This is a genomic window from Pseudomonas sp. Hz4 (assembly GCF_054898165.1).
Window position 1 is genome coordinate 1955639 of record NZ_CM142719.1, and the last position, 23752, is coordinate 1979390.

Sequence of the window (23752 nt, forward strand, 5' to 3'; positions counted from 1 at the left end):
GCACTCCAAGCGTCGGGCTGTCCTCCAGTGCGCGTTGCCTGCGCCGCTATGCCGATTGAAATTGCCGGACGCGATCTGTCCGCTTGCCGGAAGCGAAAACCCCCCCTAGTCTAGCGGTAGCGATTTCGTCCGGAAGACGATCAAGCAGTGCTAATGCAAGGGACCTCATGAATCAAACGCGGACTCTCGGAACGCCACGGTTGTTGGGCATCGTTTGGCCATTCATCGCCGTTGTGCTGTTTCAGGCCCTGCTGGGCGGTGTCAGCCTGTACGTTCTGTCGGCGGTGCGCGGCTACGTGGCGGGTGAAAGCCTTTGGTCCAAGGGCCAGAAAGATGCCATCTATTACCTCAATCTCTACGCCGACAGTCGCGACGAAAGCATTTTTCTTAAATACCAGAACGCCATTGCTGTGCCCCAAGGGGGCCACGAGTTGCGCGTGGCGCTGGACCATCAGCCGCCGAATATCGAGGCGGCACGAAGGGCGATTCTCAAGGGGGGCAACCACCCGGACGACATCTCCAGCCTGATCTGGCTGTACCTCAACTTCCGGCACTTCAGTTACCTCGAGAAAGCCATCGACCTCTGGACGGTGGGCGACGCGTACCTGGTGCGTCTTGATGATGTTGCACGGGAAATGCACCAGCTCATCACTGTCAATCAGGCCTCCGAGAGCGATATCAAGCGTTGGAAGGATCAGATTTTCGCCATCAACGATGAAGTGACGCCGGCGGCGAAGGCCTTCAGCGATGCCTTGGGCGAAGGCTCGCGGGTGATTCTGCGTCTGCTGCTGGTGACGAACCTCGCCACCGCGCTGGGCTTGATTGCATTGGCCCTGATGCGCACGCACAAACTGCTCAAACAGCGCCATGCGTTCGCCGACGCACTGCAGTTGGAGAAAGAACGGGCGCAAATCACCCTGCAATCAATTGGCGATGGCGTGATCACCACGGATGTCGAAGGCGCGATCGCCTACATGAACCCGGCCGCCGAGGCGTTGACGCACTGGAAGGCGGAACAGGCGACGGGGTTGCCGCTGGCCGCGCTGTTCGATCTGCTGGACGAGAACGCTCAGGCTGATGGCTTTACGCTGATCGAGCACATTTTGAGCGGACAGCTCAGCGGTGGCAGCGAACACTCCAAATTGATCCAGCGTTTGGATGGCAGCACGGTGTCGGTCACCCTGGTGGGTGCGCCGATCCGCAACGCTGGCAAGGTCAGCGGCACGGTGCTGGTACTGCACGACATGACCCAGGAGCGGCAGTACATTGCGAATTTGTCCTGGCAGGCGACCCATGACGCCTTGACCGGGCTCGCCAATCGCCGCGAGTTCGAGTATCGCCTGGAACAGGCGTTGCACAACCTGACGCGGCAGTCGGGGCGCCATGCGCTGATGTTCCTCGATCTGGATCAGTTCAAATTGGTCAACGATACTTGCGGCCATGCGGCGGGTGACGAGTTACTGCGGCACATCTGCGCCCTGTTGCAATCCGGTTTGCGCGAAGGCGATACCCTGGCCCGGCTGGGTGGCGACGAGTTTGGCATCCTGCTGGAGAACTGCGCTCCGGAAGCCGCGGAGAAGATCGCCGAGGGCTTGCGTCAGACGGTGCAGAACCTGCACTTCGTCTGGAAAGGCCGACCGTTCGTGACCACGGTGAGCATCGGGCTGGTTTTCGTCGCCCAGCATCCGACCACCCTTGAAGCCTCGCTGCGCGCTGCCGACATGGCCTGCTACATGGCCAAGGAAAAGGGGCGCAATCGGGTTCAGGTCTATCACGCCGACGATTCGGAACTGTCCCTGCGCTTCGGCGAGATGGCTTGGGTGCAGCGCTTGCACATGGCGCTGGAAGACAACCGCTTCTGTCTGTATGCCCAGGAAATTGCACCCCTGGGTCATATCGAAAAGGGCGGCGGACATATCGAAATTCTGTTGCGCCTGCATGACGAAGCCGGGCGCATGATTCTGCCCGATAGTTTTATTCCGGCTGCCGAACGTTATGGACTGATGACATCCCTTGACCGCTGGGTTGTGCAGAACGTATTCAAGATCATTGCCCAATGCATTGCCGAAAAGCACAAAGGGCCGTTAGCCATGTGTGCGATTAATCTGTCAGGTACAACTATCGGAGACGACGCGTTTCTGGACTTCCTGCGTGAACAGTTTGTTACTTACTCCATACCGCCTGAAATGATTTGTTTTGAAATCACTGAAACCAGTGCAATTTCCAATCTTGGAAGTGCAATTAGATTTATTAATGAACTCAAAGGTTTAGGCTGCCATTTCTCGTTGGATGACTTCTGCGCCGGAATGTCCTCATTCGCCTACTTGAAACATTTACCTGTAGACTTCCTGAAGATCGACGGGAGTTTCGTAAAGGATATGCTGGACGACCCGATTAACCGCGCCATGGTCGAAGTGATCAATCACATCGGTCATGTCATGGGTAAGCGTACGATTGCCGAGTTTGTTGAAACACCCCAGATCGAGCAGGCACTGCTGGAGATCGGGGTGGATTACGCTCAAGGGTATGTTATTGAACGCCCGCATCCGTTTACCTGCGACAGTTTACAAAGTCGTCCTGCCCGGCCTCAGCCTTTGTTGTTCAAGGCACCTGGCACGTTCCGTTGAAATCTCTTGCTGATCCTTATAATCACAATCAAAAGGAGCTCGACAGTGATCGACACATTCAACCGAACCGGACCACTCATGGAAGCTGCAAGTTACCCCGTCTGGGCTCAGCGCCTGATCCAGGATTGCAGCGAGAGCAAACGCCGGGTTGTCGAACACGAACTGTATCAGCGTCTGCGTGACAACAAGCTCAGCGCAAAGACCATGCGCCAGTACCTGATTGGTGGCTGGCCAGTGGTCGAACAGTTCGCGTTATATATGGCACAGAACCTCACCAAGACCCGCTTTTCCCGCCACCCGGGCGAAGACATGGCGCGTCGCTGGCTGATGCGCAACATTCGCGTCGAATTGAACCATGCCGATTACTGGGTGCACTGGAGCCGTGCTCACGGTGTCAGCCTGGAAGATCTGCAAGCGCAACAGGTTGCCCCTGAACTTCACGCCTTGAGCCACTGGTGTTGGCACACCAGTTCGGCGGATTCGCTGATCGTTGCCATTGCCGCCACCAACTACGCCATTGAAGGTGCGACCGGGGAGTGGTCGGCGCTGGTCTGTTCCAATGGCGTCTACGCGGCATCGTTCCCGGAGGAAGATCGCAAGCGGGCCATGAAGTGGTTGAAGATGCATGCCCAGTACGACGATGCCCATCCGTGGGAAGCACTGGAAATCATCTGCACGCTGGCGGGCATGAACCCAAGCAACTCCCTGCAGGAGGAATTGCGTCAGGCAGTTTGCAAGAGCTACGACTACATGTTCCTGTTCCTGGAGCGTTGCATGCAGCTTGAGCATGCGGAAAAGGCCCCGGTCGCGCGTGAGCGTAGGGTGCTGGCCGAAAGCTGATCCGTTATCACTGTACTGAAAAAGCCCGCTCCCCCTGTCCGTATCGACAGGGGGCGGGCTTTTTAGTGACACCTGCAAATGACTAGGCGCTGACCTTCAGGCCAACCAGCCCGGCTATGATCAGCGCCACACTGGCCAGCCGGAACAGCGCCATGGACTCGCCAAACAGAATGATCCCGGCGATCACTGTTCCGACTGCACCCACACCCGTCCAGATCGCATAGGCCGTGCCCAGCGGCAATTCCTTCATGGCAAGACCCAGCAAGCCAAGGCTGATGGCCATGGCGGCCACGGTCAATGCGGTGGGGAGAGGGCGGCTGAAGCCATCGGTGTATTTCAGGCCGACGGCCCAGCCAACTTCGAACAGGCCGGCGAAAAAAAGAATGATCCAGGACATGAGAGACCTCCATCGATTGGCGGGGTCGTCCCCAGATTAATGACTCGATCGAGCCGCGAGGTCGTCCTCGCGTTGCTCAATAGAGTGCCCATCATTAACCCAGGGATCAAGTTTTCGGATCAGTCGACAGTACCCAGTAAGCGAAGTTATTGCCGACAAAGCGACTCAATGCAGCGAGTGCACGCATGGCCTGAACCTAATTATTAAGCAGCACCACAAAAACCATAGATGTGGGAGCGAGCTTGCTCGCGATGTGGGACTTAGATTCAACGAAGATGTTGACTGACAGTCCGCTATCGCGAGCAAGCTCTCTCCCACAGTAGAGATCACAAGGCTTTAGATCCCTTGCGGAGTCTCCTCGCCGCCCAGCGCTTCAACCAGCGCCGGCAGGTAGTCGCCGAAGGTCAGCATCATCAGGGTGAAGCTGGCGTCCAGTTGGCCGAGGGCTTCTTCGCCACCGTCCTGTTCGGCCTGGTCTTGCAGCAGGTCTTCGAACTTCAGGCGCTTGACCACCATCTTGTCGTCAAGAACGAAAGACAGCTTGTCTTGCCAGGCCAGCGACAGCTGAGTGACCACTTTGCCGGTGCTCAGGTGCAGCTGAATTTCTTCGCTGGTCAGGTCCTGACGCTTGCAACGCACGATGCCGCCGTCTTCGTGGGTGTCGCGCAGTTCGCACTCGTCCAGTACGAAGAAGTCGTCCGCAGCTTTCTGGGTGGTGACCCATTCAGTCATGGTCGCCGTAGGGGACATCTTCACGGTCAGCGGACGCACCGGCAGCGAGCCAATGACTTCACGCAAGGTGGACAACAGGTCTTCGGCACGTTTCGGACTGGCCGAATTGACCAGGATCAGGCCCTGTTTCGGCGCGATGGCAGCGAAAGTCGACGAACGACGAATAAAGGCGCGCGGCAGGAAGGCCTGGATGATTTCATCCTTGATCTGGTCGCGTTCCTTTTTGTAGACCTTGCGCATTTGTTCCGCTTCGATCTCTTCGACCTTTTCCTTCACGGCGTCACGCACGACGCTACCCGGCAGAATGCGTTCTTCTTTGCGCGTGGCGATCAGCAGGAAGTCGCCGCTGATGTGCACCAGCGGAGCATCTTCGCCCTTGCCGAACGGCGCGACGAAACCGTAGGTGGTCAACTCCTGGCTTGCACAGGGACGCGCCAGTTTGGTGGCCAGTGCAGTTTCCAACGCCTCGGCATCAAAAGGCAGATCTTGGGTCAGGCGATAGATAAGCAGGTTTTTGAACCACATGGGGCGAGTCTCTCCTTTATGCAAAGGGGGGCATTATTCTCTTCGCCGCGCCATAGGCCAACCCTTCTCTAAGCCTTTGGAAGGCCTGAAAAAATTATTATAGAAAGTGCTTGCCACAGGTGAAGTCGCTCCGTAGAATGCGCGCCACACCGAAAGTGAAGGGTGATTAGCTCAGCTGGGAGAGCGTCTGCCTTACAAGCAGAATGTCGGCGGTTCGATCCCGTCATCACCCACCATTCGCTTTTAGTGTTACGCGCAGCGGTAGTTCAGTCGGTTAGAATACCGGCCTGTCACGCCGGGGGTCGCGGGTTCGAGTCCCGTCCGCTGCGCCATATTCGGTAACCTGGAACGCTGAACGCCAGGTCACCACGGAAAAGCCCGCTAACGCGGGTTTTTTTCTGTCCGTAGTTCCTGCAGGGCGTATCGTTTACGGGTTTCAGATTTTTTTAATAAATTTATTAATTAAATCAACATGTTATGAAAATCTGTGGCACAATGCGCCCCGCAACGAAGGTAAAGGGTGATTAGCTCAGCTGGGAGAGCGTCTGCCTTACAAGCAGAATGTCGGCGGTTCGATCCCGTCATCACCCACCACTACTTTCAATGTTACGCGCAGCGGTAGTTCAGTCGGTTAGAATACCGGCCTGTCACGCCGGGGGTCGCGGGTTCGAGTCCCGTCCGCTGCGCCATATTCGGTAACCTGGAACGCTGAACGCCAGGTCACTACAGAAAGCCCGCTTAATGCGGGCTTTTTGCTGTCTGGGGTTTGGCTTCTGCCGGGGCTGCACTGAGAAAGCGACCTTGGGATCGCTATTTGTCGTTCTGCCTTCTTATTGTTCGGCGTTGCGGCTGTGTCGGTAGTCGCTCACGGCTTCATACACGGCTTTGCGCAACCGGTTGATGCCGCCAATGGGGCGATGAGCCTCAAGGCCAAACCACGGGTTGAACGACAGGTTATCGCATTGCACGTTCAGCGCAGGCGTATCGAAGTCCTGGGCAGGTACTTTGATCCGCGCCACGGTCTCGAACAGTGCATCGCTTTGCTGCCACTCAATGCTCGTGTCTTCGATCGGCATGTACTTGGCCGGGTCCTGGCGTTGTATCTGCAACACGAAACAGGCCGCCATCCGGTCGGCCGACAATTGCTGGTTCAGCGCATTGCGCAGGAAGTTCGGTAACTTTTGGTTTTGCGCGGGCAGGGTGTAGGTCGGGCAGCTTGCCAGATCGGGCGTGACGCGAAACTTGGCATTGGCTTCGCCGAATTTGTAGGGCGAGACCGAAAAGTAAGTCGTTTGGGTCGGACTTTCCGGGGCGGGTGACAGTGTCGCCAGCGCGATAAACAGGTGGCGAACCTGCCAGGTCCGTGGGTCCCAACCCGGGAAGAACGCCCCCAGCTTCTTGCCGTCAGCCTGTGCGGCTACATTCTGACGGTACTCGGCGACATCGCTGACGAAGAAGTTTGGATGGCTGAACATTACGAAGTCCTGTTCGCCACGACTTTGTTGATCGTTCAGCAGTTGTTTGTCGGGCACGTCGAGCAACTTGATTGCCATACCCCGTGCATCGCGAATACTGTCGAACTGCGGGTACGCATTGCCGTTGGACAGCCGCATCGTCGCTTGCCAGGTTTTCCCGGGTTCGCTGAACACACCCTGACGCAGCTCATCCGCCAGATTCGGCAGCACCTGAACCTCGGCCTTCACGCAGCCGTGGGCCTTGGCATGGGCGTCGCGCAGGTAGCGGGTGCTTTCACGGTGTTGATCGACGATGCGCACGGCAGTCTGGATGATGTCTTGGCTCATCGCTGATTCGCCCTCTGGAATCAGTTCTTCAGCCGAAACCGGGCCACTGTGTTGCCAGGCGAACCACGCCGTGGCCAGCGCCCAACCGAGCAATCCAAGGCCCAGCAAGCACAACAGGGTTTTGCCGAGAAAGGCGCCAAGACGCATCCAGAGCCTTTTCATGGCAATTGCGCCTCCAACGGCCCGCCCAACACTTTCAGGTACTCCAGCAATGCCCAGCGTTCTTCCGGTTGCAGCCAGCGGCCGATAACGCCGTTGCCGCGCTTGCCTGCGCGGAACTCGTGGCCACTGTTGTGATTGCCGGTGATGCGTGTCTCGAACAAAAATCCATCGGTGAAAGCCTCGGTGCGATAGCCGAGGTGCCTCGGGTCGTACTCGAAAGTGCCTTTGTAGAAGGTGGTTGCGCGTTCATCCTGAGGCGAGAGCAATTGATAAAGGCTCGGTACCGAACCATTATGCAGAAATGGCGCGGTCGCCCAGACGCCTGCCAAGGGTCGCGCCTTGTAGGCCCGCATTTCGCGCACGCCAATCGGCAGGCCGAAGCCATCCATGTCCGGTCGACCGGCCGTAGGAATGTTTGCTTCGCGGTAGGCACGATTTCCGACGAAAGCGGTGACATAGGCCAACCCTTTAGCCGATGAGAGCTTGCTCAAATCCAGCGATTCGGAGGGTGTCGGCTGCAATTGCACATCCAGCTGCGCCAGTTCCACCGGATCCCATTGCAAGGCCGTCAGGTCGAAGCGATGATCGGCGATGTTATTGGCGGCGCCTGGGTCTGTGCCAATGAACTCCACGGGCAGCATTTTCAAATGTTGCACCCAGCGTCCGTTGCTCTGGACCGATCGAGGCACATGGCAGCCAGCGCAATTCTCGGTAAACAGCTCGCGACCTTTGGTGGCCATGGGTTTGTCGACAGCGCCGAGCAGCTCTTCAGGCCACGCCGGTGGTTTGAGCCGTTGCAGGGTTTGTTCGATCAGGTGCAGATCACGCAATCGGACACTGGACGGATAACGAGCGTCACCTTTAAGCGGTTGGCCGTTAGCGTCGAAGAAATTCAGCGTGGCGCCTACGCCCAGGGCCTCACCGATGTTGCGGGCCATCGGTTGCTGAGCCGAACCGTTCCACTGCACCCAGTCGAAGGTCCACATGTCCCACAGTTGTGGATAGTCGACCGGAGCGTTGGCCACGCGGTAGTTGGTTGGGGAAATCGCATCGCCGAAACTGGCGTTGGCAATGCGACCGAAAGCGTCGGTGCGGCCGGGGCCTTCTTCGGTCGGGTAGAGCCCGCGATGGGTGTCGTTCCAGGCCACCTTCAAGAAGGTGTCGAGAGAGATTTTGAAGTCTTTGCGCAGCTGTTGATGCCGGGCATCGTAGTCCTGGCCCAACACGTTGCGTGCGAAACGTTCGAATTTCCACGGGTTGTAGTAAGTCGACGTCAGACTGGCCACCAGCGCTTGCCCGAAACTGCCACCGCGCAACGTAGGAACGCTGGATGGCAACACGTGCTGCGCCGAACCACCATCGATACGCACGGCCTGGCCGTTAAAACGCAGTTCGCCGGTATGGCAGGCAGCGCAGGTGATGTCCAGAAACTCGTCCTGGCTTCCAGGGTTCTGATGACGGGCAAAACCCACGGGCAAATTGCCGGGGTTGTTCGGCGTGGGTCTTTGGCTGGGGTTGATCAGGAAACCGAAGCGCGCGAGGTATTCGGGAGCGGCGAATCGCTGTTGCGAGAACGGCAATTCGAGGGCCTTGAACCAGTTATAACGCAAGCCTTTGACCTGAGTGCCCTGAGGTGTGAAGTAGTAAATCTCGCGGTCGGCGGCGCTCCATTGCTCCAGGTAGTGCACCTGCTGCACGGGTGACCAAGCCGGCAGTTTCGGGTTGGCGACGTAGTACAGAACCATGGCGAGGCCCAGCCCAAGCAGCACTGAGAGCAGAACCAGTAAACGGAAGAAGAGACGCAAGATAAACATCCTTGTCAATTTATAACTCCCTTATGCCTCAACACCCGAGGTGCGGCAAGTGGCCATTACGCCAGATGCTGTGGTATCCGTTACCCGTTTCTATGAGCGCAAGATGACAGAAGCTTCATCATCCCATTTCCCGAAATGCGTTAAAACACCTGAACTTATCAGAAGTATCCTGCTCTCATGCCGGTAGCCATTGGTCGTGGCCGCCTGATAAGCTCGCGGCTTTATTCGATTGCCCTTTAGGCGCATGAACAAGGAAATAGCATGAAACAGCATCGGTTGGCGGCGGCGGTGGCCCTGGTTAGCCTGGTACTTGCGGGTTGTGATTCGCAGACCAGCGTAGAGCTGAAAACCCCGGCGCAAAAAGCTTCCTACGGGATTGGCTTGAACATGGGCAAAAGCCTGGCTCAGGAAGGCATGGATGACCTGGACTCCAAAGCCGTAGCCCAAGGCATCGAAGATGCCGTCGGCAAGAAAGAACAGAAGCTGAAGGATGACGAACTGGTCGAAGCCTTCGCAGCACTGCAGAAGCGTGCTGAAGAGCGTATGGCCAAAATGAGCGAAGAGTCGGCAGCCGCCGGCAAGAAATTCCTCGAAGACAACGCCAAGAAAGCCGGTGTAACCACCACTGCTTCGGGCCTGCAGTATGAAGTGGTCAAGAAAGCCGAGGGCGCACAGCCTAAGCCGACCGACGTAGTGACCGTTCACTACACCGGCACTCTGACCAACGGCACCGTTTTCGACAGCTCCGTCGAGCGTGGCAGCCCGATCGATCTGCCGGTCAGCGGTGTGATTCCGGGTTGGGTCGAAGGCCTGCAACTGATGCACGTTGGCGAGAAGTACAAACTGTACATCCCAAGCGAACTGGCTTACGGCGCCCAAAGCCCAAGCCCGGCGATTCCAGCCAATTCGGTGCTGGTATTCGACTTGGAACTGCTGGCGATCAAGGATCCAGCAAAACAAGACGCAGCAGCCAAGTAACCGGCGTCTGCTCTAAAAACAACGCCTCGCTATGCGAGGCGTTGTTGCATCTGGCGTTCAGCGAAGGTAAACAAAGCGAACGGATGCTGTAGGCTGGAGTCATAGCCATTGAGGACGCCTGTGCTAGCCGCGCCAGAGCGCCAAGTCAATGAAATCTTGGGTTTTTTTATGTGAGTAAAAAACGCCCGATCTGAGTTAAGCCCTTATGTAACGGGGCTTTCAGCCTTGAAAAGCAGCTCTGTTCACAAGGTTATCCACAATTTGTGTGGATAACATTTCAGTGGGAGGAATGATGAAAACGCCTTGGAATTTCGCTCGTTTCCTGCCTCTGGCCGGACGGCTGCTCGCACGTGGACGTTTGCCGACCTTGCTCTTCGCGGTGGCCAGCAAAGGTGCCGGCCAAGGAAACCGGCTGGGCAAACTCAAGGATGATCTACGCTTGTTGCAAGCACTCTGCCTGGCTTATTGGCGCGGTGAGTATCGGGCCATCAGTCCCAAAGCCCTGATATCAGTCGTGGCAGGCCTGATGTACTTCCTCAGTCCGTTGGATGCGATTCCAGACTTCATTCCGGTGTTCGGCATGCTCGATGACATCGCGGTGCTGGCTTGGTTGATGAAAGTCCTCGACGACGAACTCAACGCCTTTCGCGCCTGGCGCAATCGTCAGCTGCCGGAGAAGCTCGCAGTGGTCGAGCGCCTGCCCGATACGCCGGAACAACTTCAGCTTCAAGCGCCTAAAAAAAACTGAGTTGATTCAGTCTCATCCACAGATTGATACCCCCCGCGACCTTGGCCGCTGTTAGGATTACACTTCTAGGGAAAAGTGCCGACTCGCTAAGTGTTGTTGTCCTACGGGGTAGTCATGGATATTCAGATAATTACACGCGAAGGCGAGCCCGAATATGCGGTTCTGCCGTGGGCTCAGTATCAGGCTCTACTGAAAGCAGCAGGCATCAACGAACAACCGCCGCAGGTCGCCCCAGAGCGTCGCGCGGCAACACCTGACCAGATTCTTCCGGGTCTGGATCAACTACGCAGTTTGCGCGAAGGGAAGGGCATCGCCATCGAGGCGCTCGCCCGCACGGTAGGCATCAGCCCGTCTTATCTGGCCTTGATCGAAAGTGGCGAGCGTCAACCCGACGCTGCGATTCGCCGCAGCCTGGCCTGGGAATTGACGGTGCCTGGGTGGAGGGATGAATCGTGAGCGTACGCATCAGTCGTCAACATTGGGACGGGTTGCTGGGTGAACTGGATCAGGCGCGCCGTCAGCGCCATCTTCTGACATACCGGGCGTTGCTCGAACGTTTGCAACTGCCCATGCCGGCCATGCAAACCCTGACCGCTGCCCTTGAACATCTGGCCGCGCTGGACGCCAAGGCCGAGCAGCCATTGCGCAGTTCGCTGGTGATCAGCCAGGGTGCCAGCCGCTTGCCGCGCACCGGTTTCTTTGAATGTGTCGAGCGTCTGGGGCGTTTCTCCGGTCCTTCCGATGGCATCGCCGCAGCGTCCTGGCATGCTTCGGAAGTGGTGCGGGTGTTCGAGTACGAATACCCCGAGTCGGCGGAGGCCTGAGTGTTTCTGCGACTCAAGGCGAAGGCCAGTTACTGGCTGGCGCGTAGGCTGTTTCACTGGTCGTGGTTTGTGCGTCAGCCGCGTGGCTGGAGCTGGCTCGAAGGCCAGTTCGCCCGTATGGCCAACCTGGGTGACGTTGGCGCGCAAAGCTTCTATGGCCACATCCTGACCTTTCGCGGCGTTGGCCTTGGGGCTCGTGAGGAAGGCGTTCGATTGCTGCGCCTGGCGGCATTGGCGGGGGATGGCAAAGCGGCGTATCAGGTGGGCGTGATCAGTTTGGCGGGGACGCCGAGCAAGGCACCGGATCCGGTTGAAGCTGCGCGGTTTTGGGGAATCGCTGCCAAGGCTGGGCATCCGTTGGCTGAACTTAAATTGCAAGAGTTGGCGTCTCGCGGATCTGCGCAATAACCCCCATCGTTGTCTGATTAACAAACTTGGCGTGAGGGAAACCTTCCGCCACGTTTGCGTTTCTGCCTGCTTGTCATTCGGTGATGGTTAATTAGGGATTTGCCCTACATCCATATCCTACTTTCCTGACTTCTTTCTTGATTGATCCCCCGCACAGTCTCGCGCGCTCCATTTTCTGCGCGAGGGATTGCTCATGTTTCACCCAGTTTTTCACTCCACTTCATGCCGTTCGGTGAGTTGATGGAGCACATCGCCCATATCGAGCAGGAACTCGACGGTTTTCCGGACACCCTGTCCCTCTACCGCGAACAACTTAAGCGTTGGTTTAACCAATCGGCGGATAAGGCCAGCCGTGTCGCTGATTTGCCTTCGCTGATGGGCATGGAACGGCTCATAAAACTTGGTAATACCACCACTGCGGTGAGCAGTGGCGATGAGGACTTTTTCTCAAGCGTTGCGCAGTGCCCTGCCAATCGGATTCTGCAGATCGAGAGCAAGTTTGAATCGGTCTATGACATTCCGTTGGGGAATATTCAGGTTGATGTGATTGCTGTTGAGGGTGGCGAGAGTACGCCTGTCACGCTCGGTGAAAACGGCAAGGGGCAGTTCGAAGGCACTCCCGGCAAGTTCTATCGCGTTCATGTCCAGGATGAAGTCACCCCGACTCAGATCGATGATCTTTTCTCCTCTTACGACGGCCTGACCAAAGAGCTGGAAGGTTGGCTGCGCAAGGATTGGGAGGGGTTCAAACCGCAGTGGTCGCAGTCGACTTTTGCTGCGACGGGTAACGGAATGCTCGCTGGGAGCTGGGCGGCGATCGTGGGCGTGTGGGACAGCATCAGCCTGCTTTCGGACATTCTCCAGGATCCCCGAAAGTTCGGTGAGCGCTTGGGTAGCGGTGCCGACAAGCTGGCCGAACTGGCGGAGAAATTTCCGGCAACGATGGCAAAGGTCCAGCTGCTGGCCAGTGATGAAGCGGCCCTCTGTCTGTTGCTGCGCACGGCCAGCCTTTGGTTGGAGATGCTGCCTCCCAGCGAAATCACCCGCAAAACTGCCGAAGCGATTTCAACCGTGGTGGTGCAGCTACTCATCGATATTCTGATCGGGGTTGTTCTGACTTTTGCGGGTGCAGGCGCAGGCATTGCCTATTTGAGTATGCGCCTTGCCAACTACGGCGCCCGGATCGTCGACGCTGTAGTGGGTTTCGTCAAAGCGATCTTCAACATCATCAACAGCTTCATTACCTACGTTGATCGCTACAAAAAAGTTGCCGCGCGCGGTGTGGCAGCGGGTCTGAAAAATGGTCGCATGCAACTACGCTGGAATGGCCGCAAGAACACCACACTGAAAAAAGACGAACACCACGATGACGTCCCGGATCAAGCGAAAAACCCCAACGGCGACAGCGCCGATTCCGCCGATAAAACCGCCACTAACAAATGCCCGGTGTCGATGGTCACCGGCGAAGAACTGCTGACCCTGACCGACGGTGCGCTGGACGGCATCCTGCCGTTCGCCTTCACTCGGCTCTATCGCACCAGCGCTGCCGACATCGACGGAGGCCTCGGCTACGGCTGGAGTCACAGCCTCGCCCATCGACTGGAAATCGACGGCGACCACGTCATCTGGATCGACCACGAAAACCGTCGCACTTCCTACCCGCTGCCGAACCGCGAACGCCCGGCGATCCACAACAGCCTGTCGCGCGCGGCGATTTATCTCGGCGATCAACCCGAAGAACTGATCCTCGCCCAGGCCGGTGATGACACGCGGTTCTATCACTTTCAAAACGGCCGACTGACAGCCATCAGCGACGCTTACGACAACCGCCTGCGCATCACCCGCGACCGCCAGGACCGGATCAAACGTCTCGACAACGGCGCCGGCCGCGCCTTGCTGTTGCGCTATGACCGCAGCCATTTGGTCGCCGTCGACTATCAGGTTTTTGTCCCGGCCCAGACCCTCGACGAAGCTTGGCACACCGAACTAACACTGGTCAGTTACTGCTACGACGAATGCGCTCAGCTCATCGAAGCGACCAACGCTGCCGGCGAAAGCGAGCGTTACGACTACGACGATCAGCACGTCATCCTGCAGCGGCAGTTGGCCGGTGGGGCGAGTTTCTTCTGGGCGTGGGAAAGGTCCGGCAAGGCGGCCCGATGCATCCGCCACTGGGCCTCGTTTTCGCAGATGGACGCGCGGTATGTCTGGGATGACCAGGGCAGTGTCACCGTTCAGAACATCGACGGCAGCGAAGAGGTTTACGTCCACGACGATCGGGCGCGGCTGGTACGCAAGGTTGAACTGGATGGTGGCGAACACCTCAAGGCCTACGACGACCAGGGGCGGTTGATCGCCGAGCAGGACCCGCTCGGCGCCGTCACCGAATACCGCTACGACGAAGTCGGACGCCTTGTAGCGCTGATTCCGCCAGAAGACGAGCCGACGGCCTACGAGTATCGCAACGGTTTCCTGCACGCGCGCTATCGCGGCAAAGCGGTCTGGAAATATCAGCGCAATGCTCAGGGCGATGTCACCGAAGCGACCGATCCCGACGGGCATGTCAGCCACTATCACTACGACGAAAAAGGCCAGCTGCTGTCGATCCGTTACCCGGACAACAGTCGGCATGTCCTCGTCTGGAGCGCCTTGGGGCAACTGCTCGAAGAGACCTTGCCGGGCGGTGGCCAGCGGCGGTTTTCCTACGATAAGATGGGGCGGCAGCTTACCCGGCAGGATGAACACGGCGCCGTCACCCAGTACCAATGGGATGCCGTCGGCCGACTGATTCAGACGACGCTGCCTACCGGTGCCAGTCGCGCGTTCAGCTACAACGCCTACGGCAAGATCACCGCCGAGCGTGATGAGCTGGGACGCGTCACCCGTTACGAATACGTTGACGATCTGCACCTGGTCAGCCGCCGTATCAACGCCGACGGCACCCAGCTGAAGTATCGCTACGACAACGCACAGCTGTTGCTGACGGAAATCGAAAACGAATCCGGCGAAAAGTATCAGCTGGACTACACGGCCAACGGCCTGATCCGACAGGAAAGCGGATTCGACGGCCAGCGCACGGCGTACACCTACGACCTCAACGGCCATCTGCTGGAGAAAACCGAGTTCGGTGATGACGGCTCGCGGTTGGTCACGGCTTATGAGCGGGACTCGGCAGGGCGATTGCTGGTCAAAACCCTGCCCGACGGCATCAAGGTTCAATACCGTTATGACAGCCTCGGTCGTCTGATCAGCGTCGACGACGGCCACGACCATCCGCTGGAGTTCGAGTACGACCAGCAAGACCGGCTGATCACCGAGCATCAGGGTTGGGGCACCCTGCGTTATGGCTACGACGCCTGTGGCCAACTCAATCGCCTGCGCCTGCCGGACGGCAGCAAACTCGATTACCACCACGCCAAGGGTGGCGCGCTGACCGCTATCGACCTTAACGGTGCGCGACTCACCACTCACCAATTCGCCTTCGATCGCGAACAAAATCGCCAGCAAGGCTTGCTGCTCAGCGAATACGCCTACGACGATCAGGGCCGACTGAAGGCTCACGCCGTCAGCCAACAGCAACAAGCGCTGTATCGCCGCGACTATGCCTATAGCGCCAACGGCAATCTCGACAGCATCGCCGACACCCGCCACGGCCAGCGTAGCTACCAATACGACCCACTAAACCGCCTGACCCGCGTCCGCCACACCCGCGACGACCCAGCGGAAAGCTTCGCCCACGACCCGGCCGGCAACCTGCTGATGCAGGACCGCCCCGGCGCTGCGACCGTCAAAGGCAATCGCCTGCTCATGCAAGGCGACCGCCACTACGACTACGACGCCTTCGGCAACCTGATCCGCGAACGCCGCGGCACCGCGCAAAAACTCGTCACCGAATACCGCTACGACTGCCAACACCGCTTGATCGGCGTCACGACCCCGGACGGTCATTGCTCAAGCTACCGCTACGACGCCTTCGGCCGCCGCATCGCCAAAACCGTCGACGGCCACACCACCGAGTTCTTCTGGCAAGGCGACCACCTCGTCGCCGAAAGCAGCCGCGAGCATTACCGAAGCTACGTCTATGAACCGGGCAGCTTCCGCCCACTGGCCATGCTCGACGGCAAAGGCCCGCGCCAGGCTTGCCCGTTTTACTACCAACTCGATCACCTCGGTACACCGCAGGAACTGACCGATTACAGCGGCGAGATCGTCTGGTCGGCGAAGTACAGCGCCTACGGCAAGGTCACTCGCCTGGCGTTTGGCGGGGGCGAGCAGTTCGAACAGCCGTTGCGGTTTCAAGGGCAATACTTTGATGCCGAGAGCGGCCTGCACTACAACCGGCATCGGTACTATGATCCGGAGGTGGGGCGGTACCTGACGCCGGACCCGATCAAGTTGGCGGGTGGGCTGAACCCGTATCAGTACACGCCGAACCCGACGGGGTGGATTGATCCGTTGGGGTTGAGCGGGAATTGTCCGCAGTCGGGTAAGCCTGGGTGTGAGGTGCCGGATGATACTTCTGGCGCTAAGGTTGATGAGGGTGAGCCGGCGCTACCAAACGCTTACACTCACTTTCCAAAGGATCCAAATGAGCTTACGAAGGCGCTAGGTGTAGAGCCAAAAATTTCGCAGACAAAACATGGAAGCCAAAGAATGGAGTGGCGACCTAATGCCGATACAAGCATCAGATTTGAAAGTCATCCTGGAGATGCGGGCCCCTTCAATGCGAGGCATCATGGTGAGCACTATCACCTTGAGCTTAAACCTAGTCACTTAAGTTGGAGTCAGGCGGATAAGAAAAAGGCTGTAGTAAAGGTCAAGCCTGACGGTTATCAGCTTGGTCACGGAACCGGCTTCACTGCCGGTGAAAAACATCCAGGTCCTTCAAAATGACAAAATTTCCGGTTTCAGACGGCACCATTGAAAAAATAACGTGCGAGCGCGAAAGCCTGTGCATAGAGCTCCTGGATTGGCAGGAGGAACTTTGGAAAATTACTTTTGAAGACGTTTTAGGGTTCAAATCTGTTGGAGCGGTAGGTACGGAGCTGTCAGAGATGTTTGTGGAGAGTGCCACATCTCTGTCACAGGAATTGGTCTTAATCAATGCCTCGGAAGTCGGGATTAATTATTGCTTCGCTTCTGCTCGCGACAATAGTGTTGTTTTGACGATAGTGGCTAGTGGTTATGTGGCTGAAAAAATTACCTGAGCATATGGACCGGATTGACGTGGCCGCTGCTGAGGTGCGAAATTTCCGGGCAAGGTCGTCGGAAGTTTCCTTCAAGTTGTAGCGGTTTCCATGAACTGGTGCTGAATGAGTTCAATCGATAGCCTTTGCTGGTCATTGAAATTCAGTGATGGGGTGTAGGAACCCGGTATTAGCATCGGTAACGCATTAGCGTTCGAAACCTGATTTGCGGCCGCCAATGTGCGTACGTAAGATCAGTTGCGGCGGCTGTGCGCGGGCACGCTTCGGCGTGGTCGAGTTTCCGATGCTCGGTATTCCTACCCCGCGTATAGCTGCCACCCAAGCCTGTAGGAAGGCTTTTGGCAGTTCCTATTTTCATCGGAAGGTCTCAAATGCCAACACTTCACCCCGGTCCACCCTACAAAAAACCAACTCCCCACCCCGAAAACCGCTTCATGGCGCTCACCAGCAACTGCGACGACATGCCCACACTGTTCGTTGATACCCAAGCGCCGCTTGATGTTTTGTATGACGCTGCCAGCTACCGAATCCGCGCTGTCACTCAAGTGATGGAGAACCTGTCCATGCGTGGTTCGATTGAGTGTCAGTCCTTCATTCTCAGTGACTTTGCCTTGCTCTGCGCCATTCCGTTGCGGGATGGGTGTGATGTGCTGGACGTGCTTGGCCGGCGGTTGCGGGCGCGGCCTTCGGAGTAGCACCGCAGAATGATCGTTCCCACGCTCTGCGTGGAAATGCAGCCCGTGACGCTCTGCGTCACATCAGTGCCAGGCTGGACACCAGCGGTGGGGCTGTAACGCGGAGCGTCCTTGGAGGCATTTCCACGCAGAGCGTGGGAACGATCAGATCACCGATGCCCGGCAACCAACGCTTCCTCAGCTTCTGGCACCGCCAAGCTATCAATCACATGCACGCTATACCCCGGCACATTCTTCGCGTGGTGTTTGGCTTGCGAGGCCATCTCCGCCAATTGACTTGCATCGAGTTGTCCACAGGCCTGTGGATGTAAATGCACCACGCCGATCGACAATGACAGCAACGCAAACTCCTGACGCACACCCTGACGGTTTGGGGCGATGAAGCAGCCGGCTTCCAAGTGTTCGCTACGGTAGAAACGTCTGCATTGGCTTTGGAAGTCGTCCAGCAACTGGTTCAAACGCTTGCGCCAGTCTTCCGGGCCGAGTACCAGCAGGAAGTCATCGCCGCCAATATGCCCGACGAAGTCTCGGGAAGGGTCGACGCGATCATTCAGGCATTGCGCCAGGCACAGTAGGACTTCGTCCCCACGGCCGTAGCCGTAGATGTCGTTGAAGGGTTTGAAACTGTCGATGTCCACGTAGCAGATCACCGATTCCCGTTGCTGTTGCAGCAGCCGTGTCAGGCATTGCTGGATCGGCACGTTTCCCGGCAGCAGGGTCAGCGGGTTGGCGTAGCGGGCTTGCTGGATTTTCAGTTCGGTAATCAGTTTGAGCACATCGATTACCCGGCCCAACCCCAGATAACCGCCATTGAGGGTGATGATAAAGTCTTCTTCGATGCGCTGCCGCGCGCGGCTGGTGATCAGGCGACTCACTTGTTGCAACGACTGGCTCATCTCAACGGCGAGAAAGTCGTCGTTCATCAAGCGGCTGATCGGCTTGCGGGCGAACAGGTCGGTGGCAAAGGGCTTCAGCAACGCGTCCGAGAGCGAATGCCGATGGACGATGCCGCAAGGGTGGCCTTGCTCGTCGAGCACCGCCAGTGAGTTCAGGTTGGCTTGGCGGCGGAAGGCTTCCAGCACCGTGGCGGTCGGGGTGTCGCGGGCCACAGCCGCTTGATCGTTGAGCAGTGCGCTGAGGTCGCTGCCTTCGTCATTCAGCGCCACGGCGGCGCTGTCATGTTTTGGCATCATTGCTCGGGCATCCCGAGGCGGTTGTTCTTGAGGTCGACAGAGCAGATAACCCTGAACCAGGTCGACGCCCATCTCGGTCAATACCGCAAGTTCTTCCGGCAGCTCGATGCCTTCGGCGATCACTTGCGCCCGCGACGCCTTGGCGATTTGCAGGATAGAGCCAACGAATTCGCGCTTGAGGGCGTCCTGGTGAATGCCATCGATGAAGTGTCGATCAATCTTCACGTAGTCCGGACGCAATTCGGACCAGAGCCGCAAGCTCGAGTAGCCTGCACCCAGATCATCCAGAGCAATGGAAAACCCCATCGCTCGATAGTGATGCAGCGCGGTTTGCAGCAGCTCGAAATCGTCGGTCGGGGTCTGTTCAGTCAGTTCGATCACCACCTGACTCGGCGGTATGCCGAAATCCTGCAGCAGTTGCAGGGTGCGACCGGGTTGGTGAGCGGCTTCGAGCAAGGATTCCGGGGAAACGTTGAGGAAAAGTTTGCCGGGCAGTTGTTGTTCGTTGAAGCGGCGGCAAGCGCTTTGACGGCAAGCGATCTCCAGTTCGCTCAGGCGGCCAGCTTGCCGGGCGACGGCGAACAGTGCGATGGGGGAGTGCAGCGGACTGTTGGAGGGGCCGCGACTGAGTGCTTCGTAACCGAGAATGCGTCGCTCAGAGAGGCAAATGATCGGCTGGAACAGGCTGTGCAAACCGCTTTGAGCCAGTATGGTACTCAAGGCACTCAGCTGTTCGGTAGTGGTCATGGCGATCTCTGGCGATAAAAAAAGGACTAGGAGCACGCTCTTGGTTTAAAGAGGGCTCCCAGTCCTGTATTTCACGACAGAATGATGACTGTTTGATGACGCTCCGGGGAGCGCCAGCATTAAATTGCCATCATCTTGCTAGTAACCGCTTAGTGCTTGGCTACCGCTGTGTTGAGTTTCAGGTAGTCCAACAGAATCCGTCCGGTTTCGCTCAGATAAGCATCGTCTTCTGGTTTAGTTTTGTCTGGCTCGGCCGCGATCGCGTCTTCGTCTTCTTTCTTCAGCTCTTTGAGCGGTTCTTCACCCTTGGCCTTGCGACGGATATTTTCCATGGCAAGTTGCTTGGCTTCGATATCGGCGTGTTGTGCACGACGATCAGCTTCATTGAGGCTGACGGTTTTTTCTGCCATCAGTTTCTGCGCCAGGGCCAGCTTGTCGCGAATGAACACGAACTCCGCGTCTTTGGCCGAGCGTACCTCATGCTCGGATTTAAGCTGCGAGATGTATGGCTTGAACGGGTCGACCGCAGGCTTGATGGCCGCACGGATGGTGTCCCACGGCATGGCTTCAGGCAGTGCGCTTTCGCCGATTTCCTTGGTGTCGATGATCGACGGGTAATTGATGTCCGGCAGTACGCCCTGATGCTGGGTGCTCTGGCCGGAAACCCGGTAGAACTTGGCCAGGGTCAGTTTCAGTTCGCCATGGTTCAGCGGCTGAATGGTCTGCACGGTGCCTTTACCGAAGGTCTGGCCACCAATGATCAATGCCCGGTGGTAGTCCTGCATGGCGCCTGCAAAAATCTCCGAAGCCGAGGCGGACAAGCGGTTGACCAGCAACGCCATCGGGCCTTTGTAGAACGCACCCGGGTTTTCATCTTCCAGCACATCGACCCGGCCATCGGCATTACGCACGAGAACGGTCGGACCTTTGTCGATGAACAGACTGGTCAGCTCGGTGGCTTCCTGCAGGGAACCACCGCCGTTGTTGCGCAGGTCGATGACTACGCCGTCAACTTTGTCTTTCTGCAACTCGGTCAGCAGTTTCTTGACGTCGCGAGTGGTGCTCTTGTAGTTCGGATCGCCAGCACGGAAGGCCTTGAAATCCAGGTAGAAGGCCGGGATCTCGATGACGCCGAGCTTGTAGTCCTTGCCGTCTTGTTTCAGGTTGAGGACCGACTTCTTCACAGCCTGGTCTTCAAGCTTCACTGCTTCGCGGGTGATCGGGACGATCTTGGTGGTCTGGTCGTTCGGCGCGTTGCTGGCCGGGATCACTTCCAGGCGCACCACGGTGCCTTTCGGCCCACGGATCAGCTTGACCACTTCGTCCAGACGCCAGCCGACTACATCGACCATTTCTTTGTTGCCCTGGGCAACGCCGATGATCTTGTCAGCCGGTGCGACTTGCTTGGTCTTGTCGGCCGGGCCTGCCGGCACCAGACGCACGACTTTCACCTGGTCGTTGTCGCTCTGCAATACGGCGCCGATGCCCTCTAGGGACAGGCTCATGTTGATGTCGAAGTTCTCCGCGTTATCCGGCGACAGATAGTTGGTGTGCGGGTCGTAGGACATGGCGAAGGTATTGATGTACGCCTGGAAGATGTCTTCCGGACGGGTCTGGTCCAGGCGCGACAATTGGTTCTTGTAACGCTTGGTCAGGGTTTCCTGAATCTGCTTGGGCTCTTTGCCGGCAATCCTCATTCGCAGCACTTCGTCCTTGACGCGTTTGCGCCACAGGTCGTCGAGTTCTGCTGTGGACTTGAGCCAAGGGGCGTCCTTGCGATCGATCAGCAAGGTTTCCTTGGTCGTGAAGTCGATCTTGTCGACGCCTTTGTTCAGCTCGGCAAGGGCGAAGTCCAGACGCGCTTTGACGCGGTCCAGGTAGCGCTTGTAGATGGTGAACCCGGCGTTCAGGTCGCCGCTTTTGAGGAAGTCGTCAAACTGGGTTTTCCATTTGTCGAATTCGGCAATGTCGCTGGCCATGAAGTAGCTGCGCGACGGATCCAGCAGCTTGAGGTAGCTGTCATAGATGATCACCGAGCGCGCGTCATCGAGCGGCGGTTTGCTGTAGTGGTGGCGCTTTAGCAACTCGACGACATTCAGGCTGGCGATCACTTCGTCACGATCAGGCTGAAGCTTGTCCCAGCTATTGGCTGCAAACGAATTGGTCGACATCGGCAACAGGCCGATACCAATGAACATGGCTAGGGCGGTGCTGGGGAAAAAATGCTTCATGCTGATTCGACGCGGGGACAATTGATCACGCATATTAGGCCGTCTTTGAAGTCGCCGGTTCCACAAAGGGCCGGTCAAAAAATGCAAGAAAGCCCGGCGCTACAGCTACGGGCTCAGTCCAGACTCACTATGGAGGCACTGTGAAAGCATTGCAAGGCGTTGAAGGTCAAGTGGAGTGGGTGGAAGAACCCAGTCCTACATGCGATGTAGGACAAGTTCGGATTCGAGTGGCGGCTGCGGGTCTCAATCGCGCCGATTTGTTACAGAAGGCGGGTCTTTATCCGCCACCGCCGGGAGCCAGTCAGGTACTGGGTCTTGAGTGTTCGGGGGTGATCAGCGAGGTGGGGCCGGGCTCGTCCTGGCAGGTCGGGGACCGAGTCTGCGCCTTGCTGGCCGGGGGCGGGATGGCCGAGGAGGTAGTTGTCGACGGACGGCATGTGTTGCCGGTTCCCGAAGGTTTGTCTCTGGCTGAGGCAGCAGCGTTGCCGGAAGTGTATGCGACCGTTTGGCTGAATTTGTTTCAATTGGCTGCGCTCAAGCCGGGTGAGAAAGTTCTCCTGCACGCCGGAGCAAGTGGAATCGGTTCAGCTGCCATTCAACTGTGCAAGGCGTTTGGTAACCCGTGCTGGGTCAGCGTCGGTTCCGCCGAACGTTTGGCTTACTGCGAAGCGCTGGGCGCGCAAGGCGGGGTAGTGCGCACCGAGGATCTGGACAGCTTGAACGATCTGGGGCCGTTCGATGTGATCCTTGATCCGGTCGGCGGTCAATACGCGACGTTGAATCTGAAACTGCTGGCCCGCGACGGCCGTTGGGTGTTGATCGGTCTGATGGGCGGACGTGAGGCGAAGCTGGATCTGGCGCTGGTGCTGGCCAAGCGCGTGCAATTGCTGGGTTCGACCTTGCGCAGTCGCGACGATCAATTCAAGGCGGATTTGTTCAGTGATCTGAGCCAGCATGTCTGGCCGCTGATTGCCGAAGGGCGTTTGAGTCCGCAACTGGCCAAGACTTTCCCGATCAAGGATGCAGAGGCGGCGTTTGCTGAGTTGGCGACCAATAAGGTGACGGGGAAGTTAGTCTTGGTGATCGACCCAAGCCTGACCTGATTTTCGGCTGACTTAGATCGTTCCCACGCAGAGCGTGGGAACGATCAGTGGGAAGGGGGATTATTTCCAGAGATGGATCGGCCAGCCTGCTTTTTCTGCGTGCTCCAGCAACACTGGATCCGGATTCACTACGTGTGGGAAATCCACCTTCAGCAGCAGCGGCAAATCGTTGCGTGAATCCGAATAGAAACTCGCGCCCTCAAGGTTTTCCTCCTCCGCATCCAGCCATTCCAGCAGCCGCGTGATCTTGCCTTCGCGGTAGGTCAGCGTGCCGACGGTGTGGCCGCTATAAACCCCATGCAACACTTCCAGCTCGATGCCGAGTATCTCGTCGATGCCCAATCGGTCGGCAATAGGCCTGACCAGGTGTGTGCCCGACGCCGAAATCACCAATATCCGGTCGCCGGCCTTGCGATGGGCTGCAATCGTTTTGGTGGCGTCACTGAAAATGATCGGCTCGATGAAGTCTTCCACCCAAGGCCCGACCAAATGGTCGACCTCTTGCGGTGTGCGCCCGATCATCGGCTCCAGGCTGAAGGTCATGTACTCCTCCATCCGCAGCTTGCCGTGGCTGTAGGCGTCCATCAGTTCGTTGTTCTGACGCATGAACGACTCGGGATCGACCCAACCCAAGCGGCCCATTTGCTCGCTCCAAAGGGTGGCGCAGTCACCGTGGATCAGGGTTTCGTCCAAATCAAAAATTGCCAGGGCCATCAGTG

Annotated in this window: 18 protein-coding genes and 4 tRNA genes; 15 read left to right on the forward strand and 7 right to left on the reverse strand. The window is 57.7% G+C overall.

The features are described from left to right. The first annotated feature begins 167 nt into the window (after nt 1–167). Together ACYZTR_RS08825 and ACYZTR_RS08830 are read left to right on the forward strand one after the other, a co-directional pair. On the forward strand, nt 168–2627 hold the full coding sequence (locus tag ACYZTR_RS08825; protein ID WP_461978096.1) for an EAL domain-containing protein: 2460 nt from the start codon (nt 168–170) through the stop codon (nt 2625–2627). A 78-nt stretch (nt 2628–2705) separates the two neighbouring features. Continuing rightward, nucleotides 2706–3467 carry a TenA family transcriptional regulator gene (locus ACYZTR_RS08830; protein ID WP_461978098.1) on the forward strand — a complete coding sequence of 254 codons (762 nt, stop codon included), beginning with the start codon at nt 2706–2708 and terminating at the stop codon, nt 3465–3467. A gap of 82 nt (nt 3468–3549) precedes the next feature. On the opposite strand, the gene sugE is transcribed toward ACYZTR_RS08830, so the two are convergent. Further along, a complete protein-coding gene (sugE, locus tag ACYZTR_RS08835) occupies nt 3550–3864 on the reverse strand; it encodes a quaternary ammonium compound efflux SMR transporter SugE (protein ID WP_027922462.1) in 315 nt (104 codons plus the stop codon). 336 nt (nt 3865–4200) lie between these two features. Next, entirely contained in the window at nt 4201–5121 is a 921-nt protein-coding gene (rdgC, locus tag ACYZTR_RS08840) for a recombination-associated protein RdgC (protein ID WP_461978100.1), read from the reverse strand. A gap of 160 nt (nt 5122–5281) precedes the next feature. On the opposite strand from rdgC, the gene ACYZTR_RS08845 reads away from it, so the two are divergent. The 4 genes from ACYZTR_RS08845 (at nt 5282) to ACYZTR_RS08860 (ending at nt 5810) form a co-directional block, all read left to right on the forward strand. Continuing rightward, nucleotides 5282–5357: transfer RNA gene (locus tag ACYZTR_RS08845), tRNA-Val, on the forward strand. 19 nt (nt 5358–5376) lie between these two features. After that, nucleotides 5377–5453: transfer RNA gene (locus tag ACYZTR_RS08850), tRNA-Asp, on the forward strand. 186 nt (nt 5454–5639) lie between these two features. Then, nucleotides 5640–5715 (forward strand) — tRNA-Val (locus tag ACYZTR_RS08855). Nucleotides 5716–5733: 18 nt separating this feature from the next. After that, nucleotides 5734–5810, forward strand: a tRNA-Asp gene (locus ACYZTR_RS08860). A 141-nt stretch (nt 5811–5951) separates the two neighbouring features. On the opposite strand, the gene ACYZTR_RS08865 is transcribed toward ACYZTR_RS08860, so the two are convergent. Both ACYZTR_RS08865 and ACYZTR_RS08870 read right to left on the reverse strand, forming a co-directional pair. Then, on the reverse strand, nt 5952–7085 hold the full coding sequence (locus ACYZTR_RS08865; protein ID WP_461978102.1) for a catalase family protein: 1134 nt from the start codon (nt 7083–7085) through the stop codon (nt 5952–5954). Then, nucleotides 7082–8890 carry a di-heme-cytochrome C peroxidase gene (locus ACYZTR_RS08870; protein WP_461978104.1) on the reverse strand — a complete coding sequence of 603 codons (1809 nt, stop codon included), beginning with the start codon at nt 8888–8890 and terminating at the stop codon, nt 7082–7084. The genes ACYZTR_RS08865 and ACYZTR_RS08870 overlap by 4 nt, the downstream gene beginning before the upstream one ends. 270 nt (nt 8891–9160) lie before the next feature. Here ACYZTR_RS08870 and ACYZTR_RS08875 point away from each other — a divergent pair, with 270 nt between their 5' ends. The 8 genes from ACYZTR_RS08875 (at nt 9161) to ACYZTR_RS08910 (ending at nt 17759) form a co-directional block, all read left to right on the forward strand. Continuing rightward, nucleotides 9161–9877 carry an FKBP-type peptidyl-prolyl cis-trans isomerase gene (locus ACYZTR_RS08875; protein WP_461978106.1) on the forward strand — a complete coding sequence of 239 codons (717 nt, stop codon included), beginning with the start codon at nt 9161–9163 and terminating at the stop codon, nt 9875–9877. A 292-nt stretch (nt 9878–10169) separates the two neighbouring features. After that, entirely contained in the window at nt 10170–10625 is a 456-nt protein-coding gene (locus ACYZTR_RS08880) for a YkvA family protein (protein WP_461978108.1), read from the forward strand. Between the two features lie 114 nt (nt 10626–10739). After that, nucleotides 10740–11081: a helix-turn-helix domain-containing protein gene (locus ACYZTR_RS08885; RefSeq protein WP_461978110.1), complete on the forward strand. Its 342-nt coding sequence runs from the start codon at nt 10740–10742 to the stop codon at nt 11079–11081. Next, nucleotides 11078–11449 (forward strand): hypothetical protein, encoded by a 372-nt coding sequence (locus ACYZTR_RS08890; protein ID WP_461978112.1) that lies wholly within the window; start codon nt 11078–11080, stop codon nt 11447–11449. Before ACYZTR_RS08885 ends, ACYZTR_RS08890 begins: the two co-directional genes overlap by 4 nt. Continuing rightward, the gene (locus ACYZTR_RS08895; RefSeq protein ID WP_461978114.1) at nt 11450–11857 is read left to right on the forward strand and encodes an SEL1-like repeat protein; all 408 of its coding nucleotides are present in this window, start codon (nt 11450–11452) and stop codon (nt 11855–11857) included. It begins immediately after the preceding gene. A gap of 240 nt (nt 11858–12097) precedes the next feature. Then, nucleotides 12098–16750, forward strand: coding sequence for an RHS repeat-associated core domain-containing protein (locus ACYZTR_RS08900; protein WP_461978116.1), 4653 nt, complete (start codon nt 12098–12100; stop codon nt 16748–16750). Beyond that, a complete protein-coding gene (locus tag ACYZTR_RS08905) occupies nt 16747–17064 on the forward strand; it encodes a hypothetical protein (RefSeq protein WP_461978117.1) in 318 nt (105 codons plus the stop codon). The genes ACYZTR_RS08900 and ACYZTR_RS08905 overlap by 4 nt, the downstream gene beginning before the upstream one ends. 371 nt (nt 17065–17435) lie before the next feature. After that, the gene (locus ACYZTR_RS08910) at nt 17436–17759 is read left to right on the forward strand and encodes a hypothetical protein (RefSeq protein WP_461978119.1); all 324 of its coding nucleotides are present in this window, start codon (nt 17436–17438) and stop codon (nt 17757–17759) included. A gap of 149 nt (nt 17760–17908) precedes the next feature. Here the strand turns inward: ACYZTR_RS08910 and ACYZTR_RS08915 are convergent, their stop codons facing one another. Beyond that, complete coding sequence (locus tag ACYZTR_RS08915) at nt 17909–19699, reverse strand: bifunctional diguanylate cyclase/phosphodiesterase (protein ID WP_461978121.1); 1791 nt, start codon at nt 19697–19699, stop codon at nt 17909–17911. A 149-nt stretch (nt 19700–19848) separates the two neighbouring features. Next, a complete protein-coding gene (locus tag ACYZTR_RS08920; protein ID WP_461978123.1) occupies nt 19849–21930 on the reverse strand; it encodes a carboxy terminal-processing peptidase in 2082 nt (693 codons plus the stop codon). 140 nt (nt 21931–22070) lie between these two features. Here ACYZTR_RS08920 and ACYZTR_RS08925 point away from each other — a divergent pair, with 140 nt between their 5' ends. After that, a complete protein-coding gene (locus ACYZTR_RS08925) occupies nt 22071–23033 on the forward strand; it encodes a zinc-binding dehydrogenase (protein WP_461978125.1) in 963 nt (320 codons plus the stop codon). 60 nt (nt 23034–23093) lie between these two features. Here the strand turns inward: ACYZTR_RS08925 and ACYZTR_RS08930 are convergent, their stop codons facing one another. Continuing rightward, nucleotides 23094–23747 carry an HAD family hydrolase gene (locus ACYZTR_RS08930; protein ID WP_461978127.1) on the reverse strand — a complete coding sequence of 218 codons (654 nt, stop codon included), beginning with the start codon at nt 23745–23747 and terminating at the stop codon, nt 23094–23096. Nucleotides 23748–23752 lie beyond the last annotated feature (5 nt).

Coding starts and splice junctions, on each gene's coding strand:
- ACYZTR_RS08825 (WP_461978096.1), top strand. CDS start 168: ATGAATCAAACGCGGACTCTCGGAACGCCACGGTTGTTGGGCATCGTT.
- ACYZTR_RS08830 (WP_461978098.1), top strand. CDS start 2,706: ATGGAAGCTGCAAGTTACCCCGTCTGGGCTCAGCGCCTGATCCAGGAT.
- sugE (WP_027922462.1), bottom strand. CDS start 3,864: ATGTCCTGGATCATTCTTTTTTTCGCCGGCCTGTTCGAAGTTGGCTGG.
- rdgC (WP_461978100.1), bottom strand. CDS start 5,121: ATGTGGTTCAAAAACCTGCTTATCTATCGCCTGACCCAAGATCTGCCT.
- ACYZTR_RS08865 (WP_461978102.1), bottom strand. CDS start 7,085: ATGAAAAGGCTCTGGATGCGTCTTGGCGCCTTTCTCGGCAAAACCCTG.
- ACYZTR_RS08875 (WP_461978106.1), top strand. CDS start 9,161: ATGAAACAGCATCGGTTGGCGGCGGCGGTGGCCCTGGTTAGCCTGGTA.
- ACYZTR_RS08880 (WP_461978108.1), top strand. CDS start 10,170: ATGAAAACGCCTTGGAATTTCGCTCGTTTCCTGCCTCTGGCCGGACGG.
- ACYZTR_RS08885 (WP_461978110.1), top strand. CDS start 10,740: ATGGATATTCAGATAATTACACGCGAAGGCGAGCCCGAATATGCGGTT.
- ACYZTR_RS08900 (WP_461978116.1), top strand. CDS start 12,098: ATGGAGCACATCGCCCATATCGAGCAGGAACTCGACGGTTTTCCGGAC.
- ACYZTR_RS08905 (WP_461978117.1), top strand. CDS start 16,747: ATGACAAAATTTCCGGTTTCAGACGGCACCATTGAAAAAATAACGTGC.
- ACYZTR_RS08910 (WP_461978119.1), top strand. CDS start 17,436: ATGCCAACACTTCACCCCGGTCCACCCTACAAAAAACCAACTCCCCAC.
- ACYZTR_RS08915 (WP_461978121.1), bottom strand. CDS start 19,699: ATGACCACTACCGAACAGCTGAGTGCCTTGAGTACCATACTGGCTCAA.
- ACYZTR_RS08920 (WP_461978123.1), bottom strand. CDS start 21,930: ATGAAGCATTTTTTCCCCAGCACCGCCCTAGCCATGTTCATTGGTATC.
- ACYZTR_RS08930 (WP_461978127.1), bottom strand. CDS start 23,747: ATGGCCCTGGCAATTTTTGATTTGGACGAAACCCTGATCCACGGTGAC.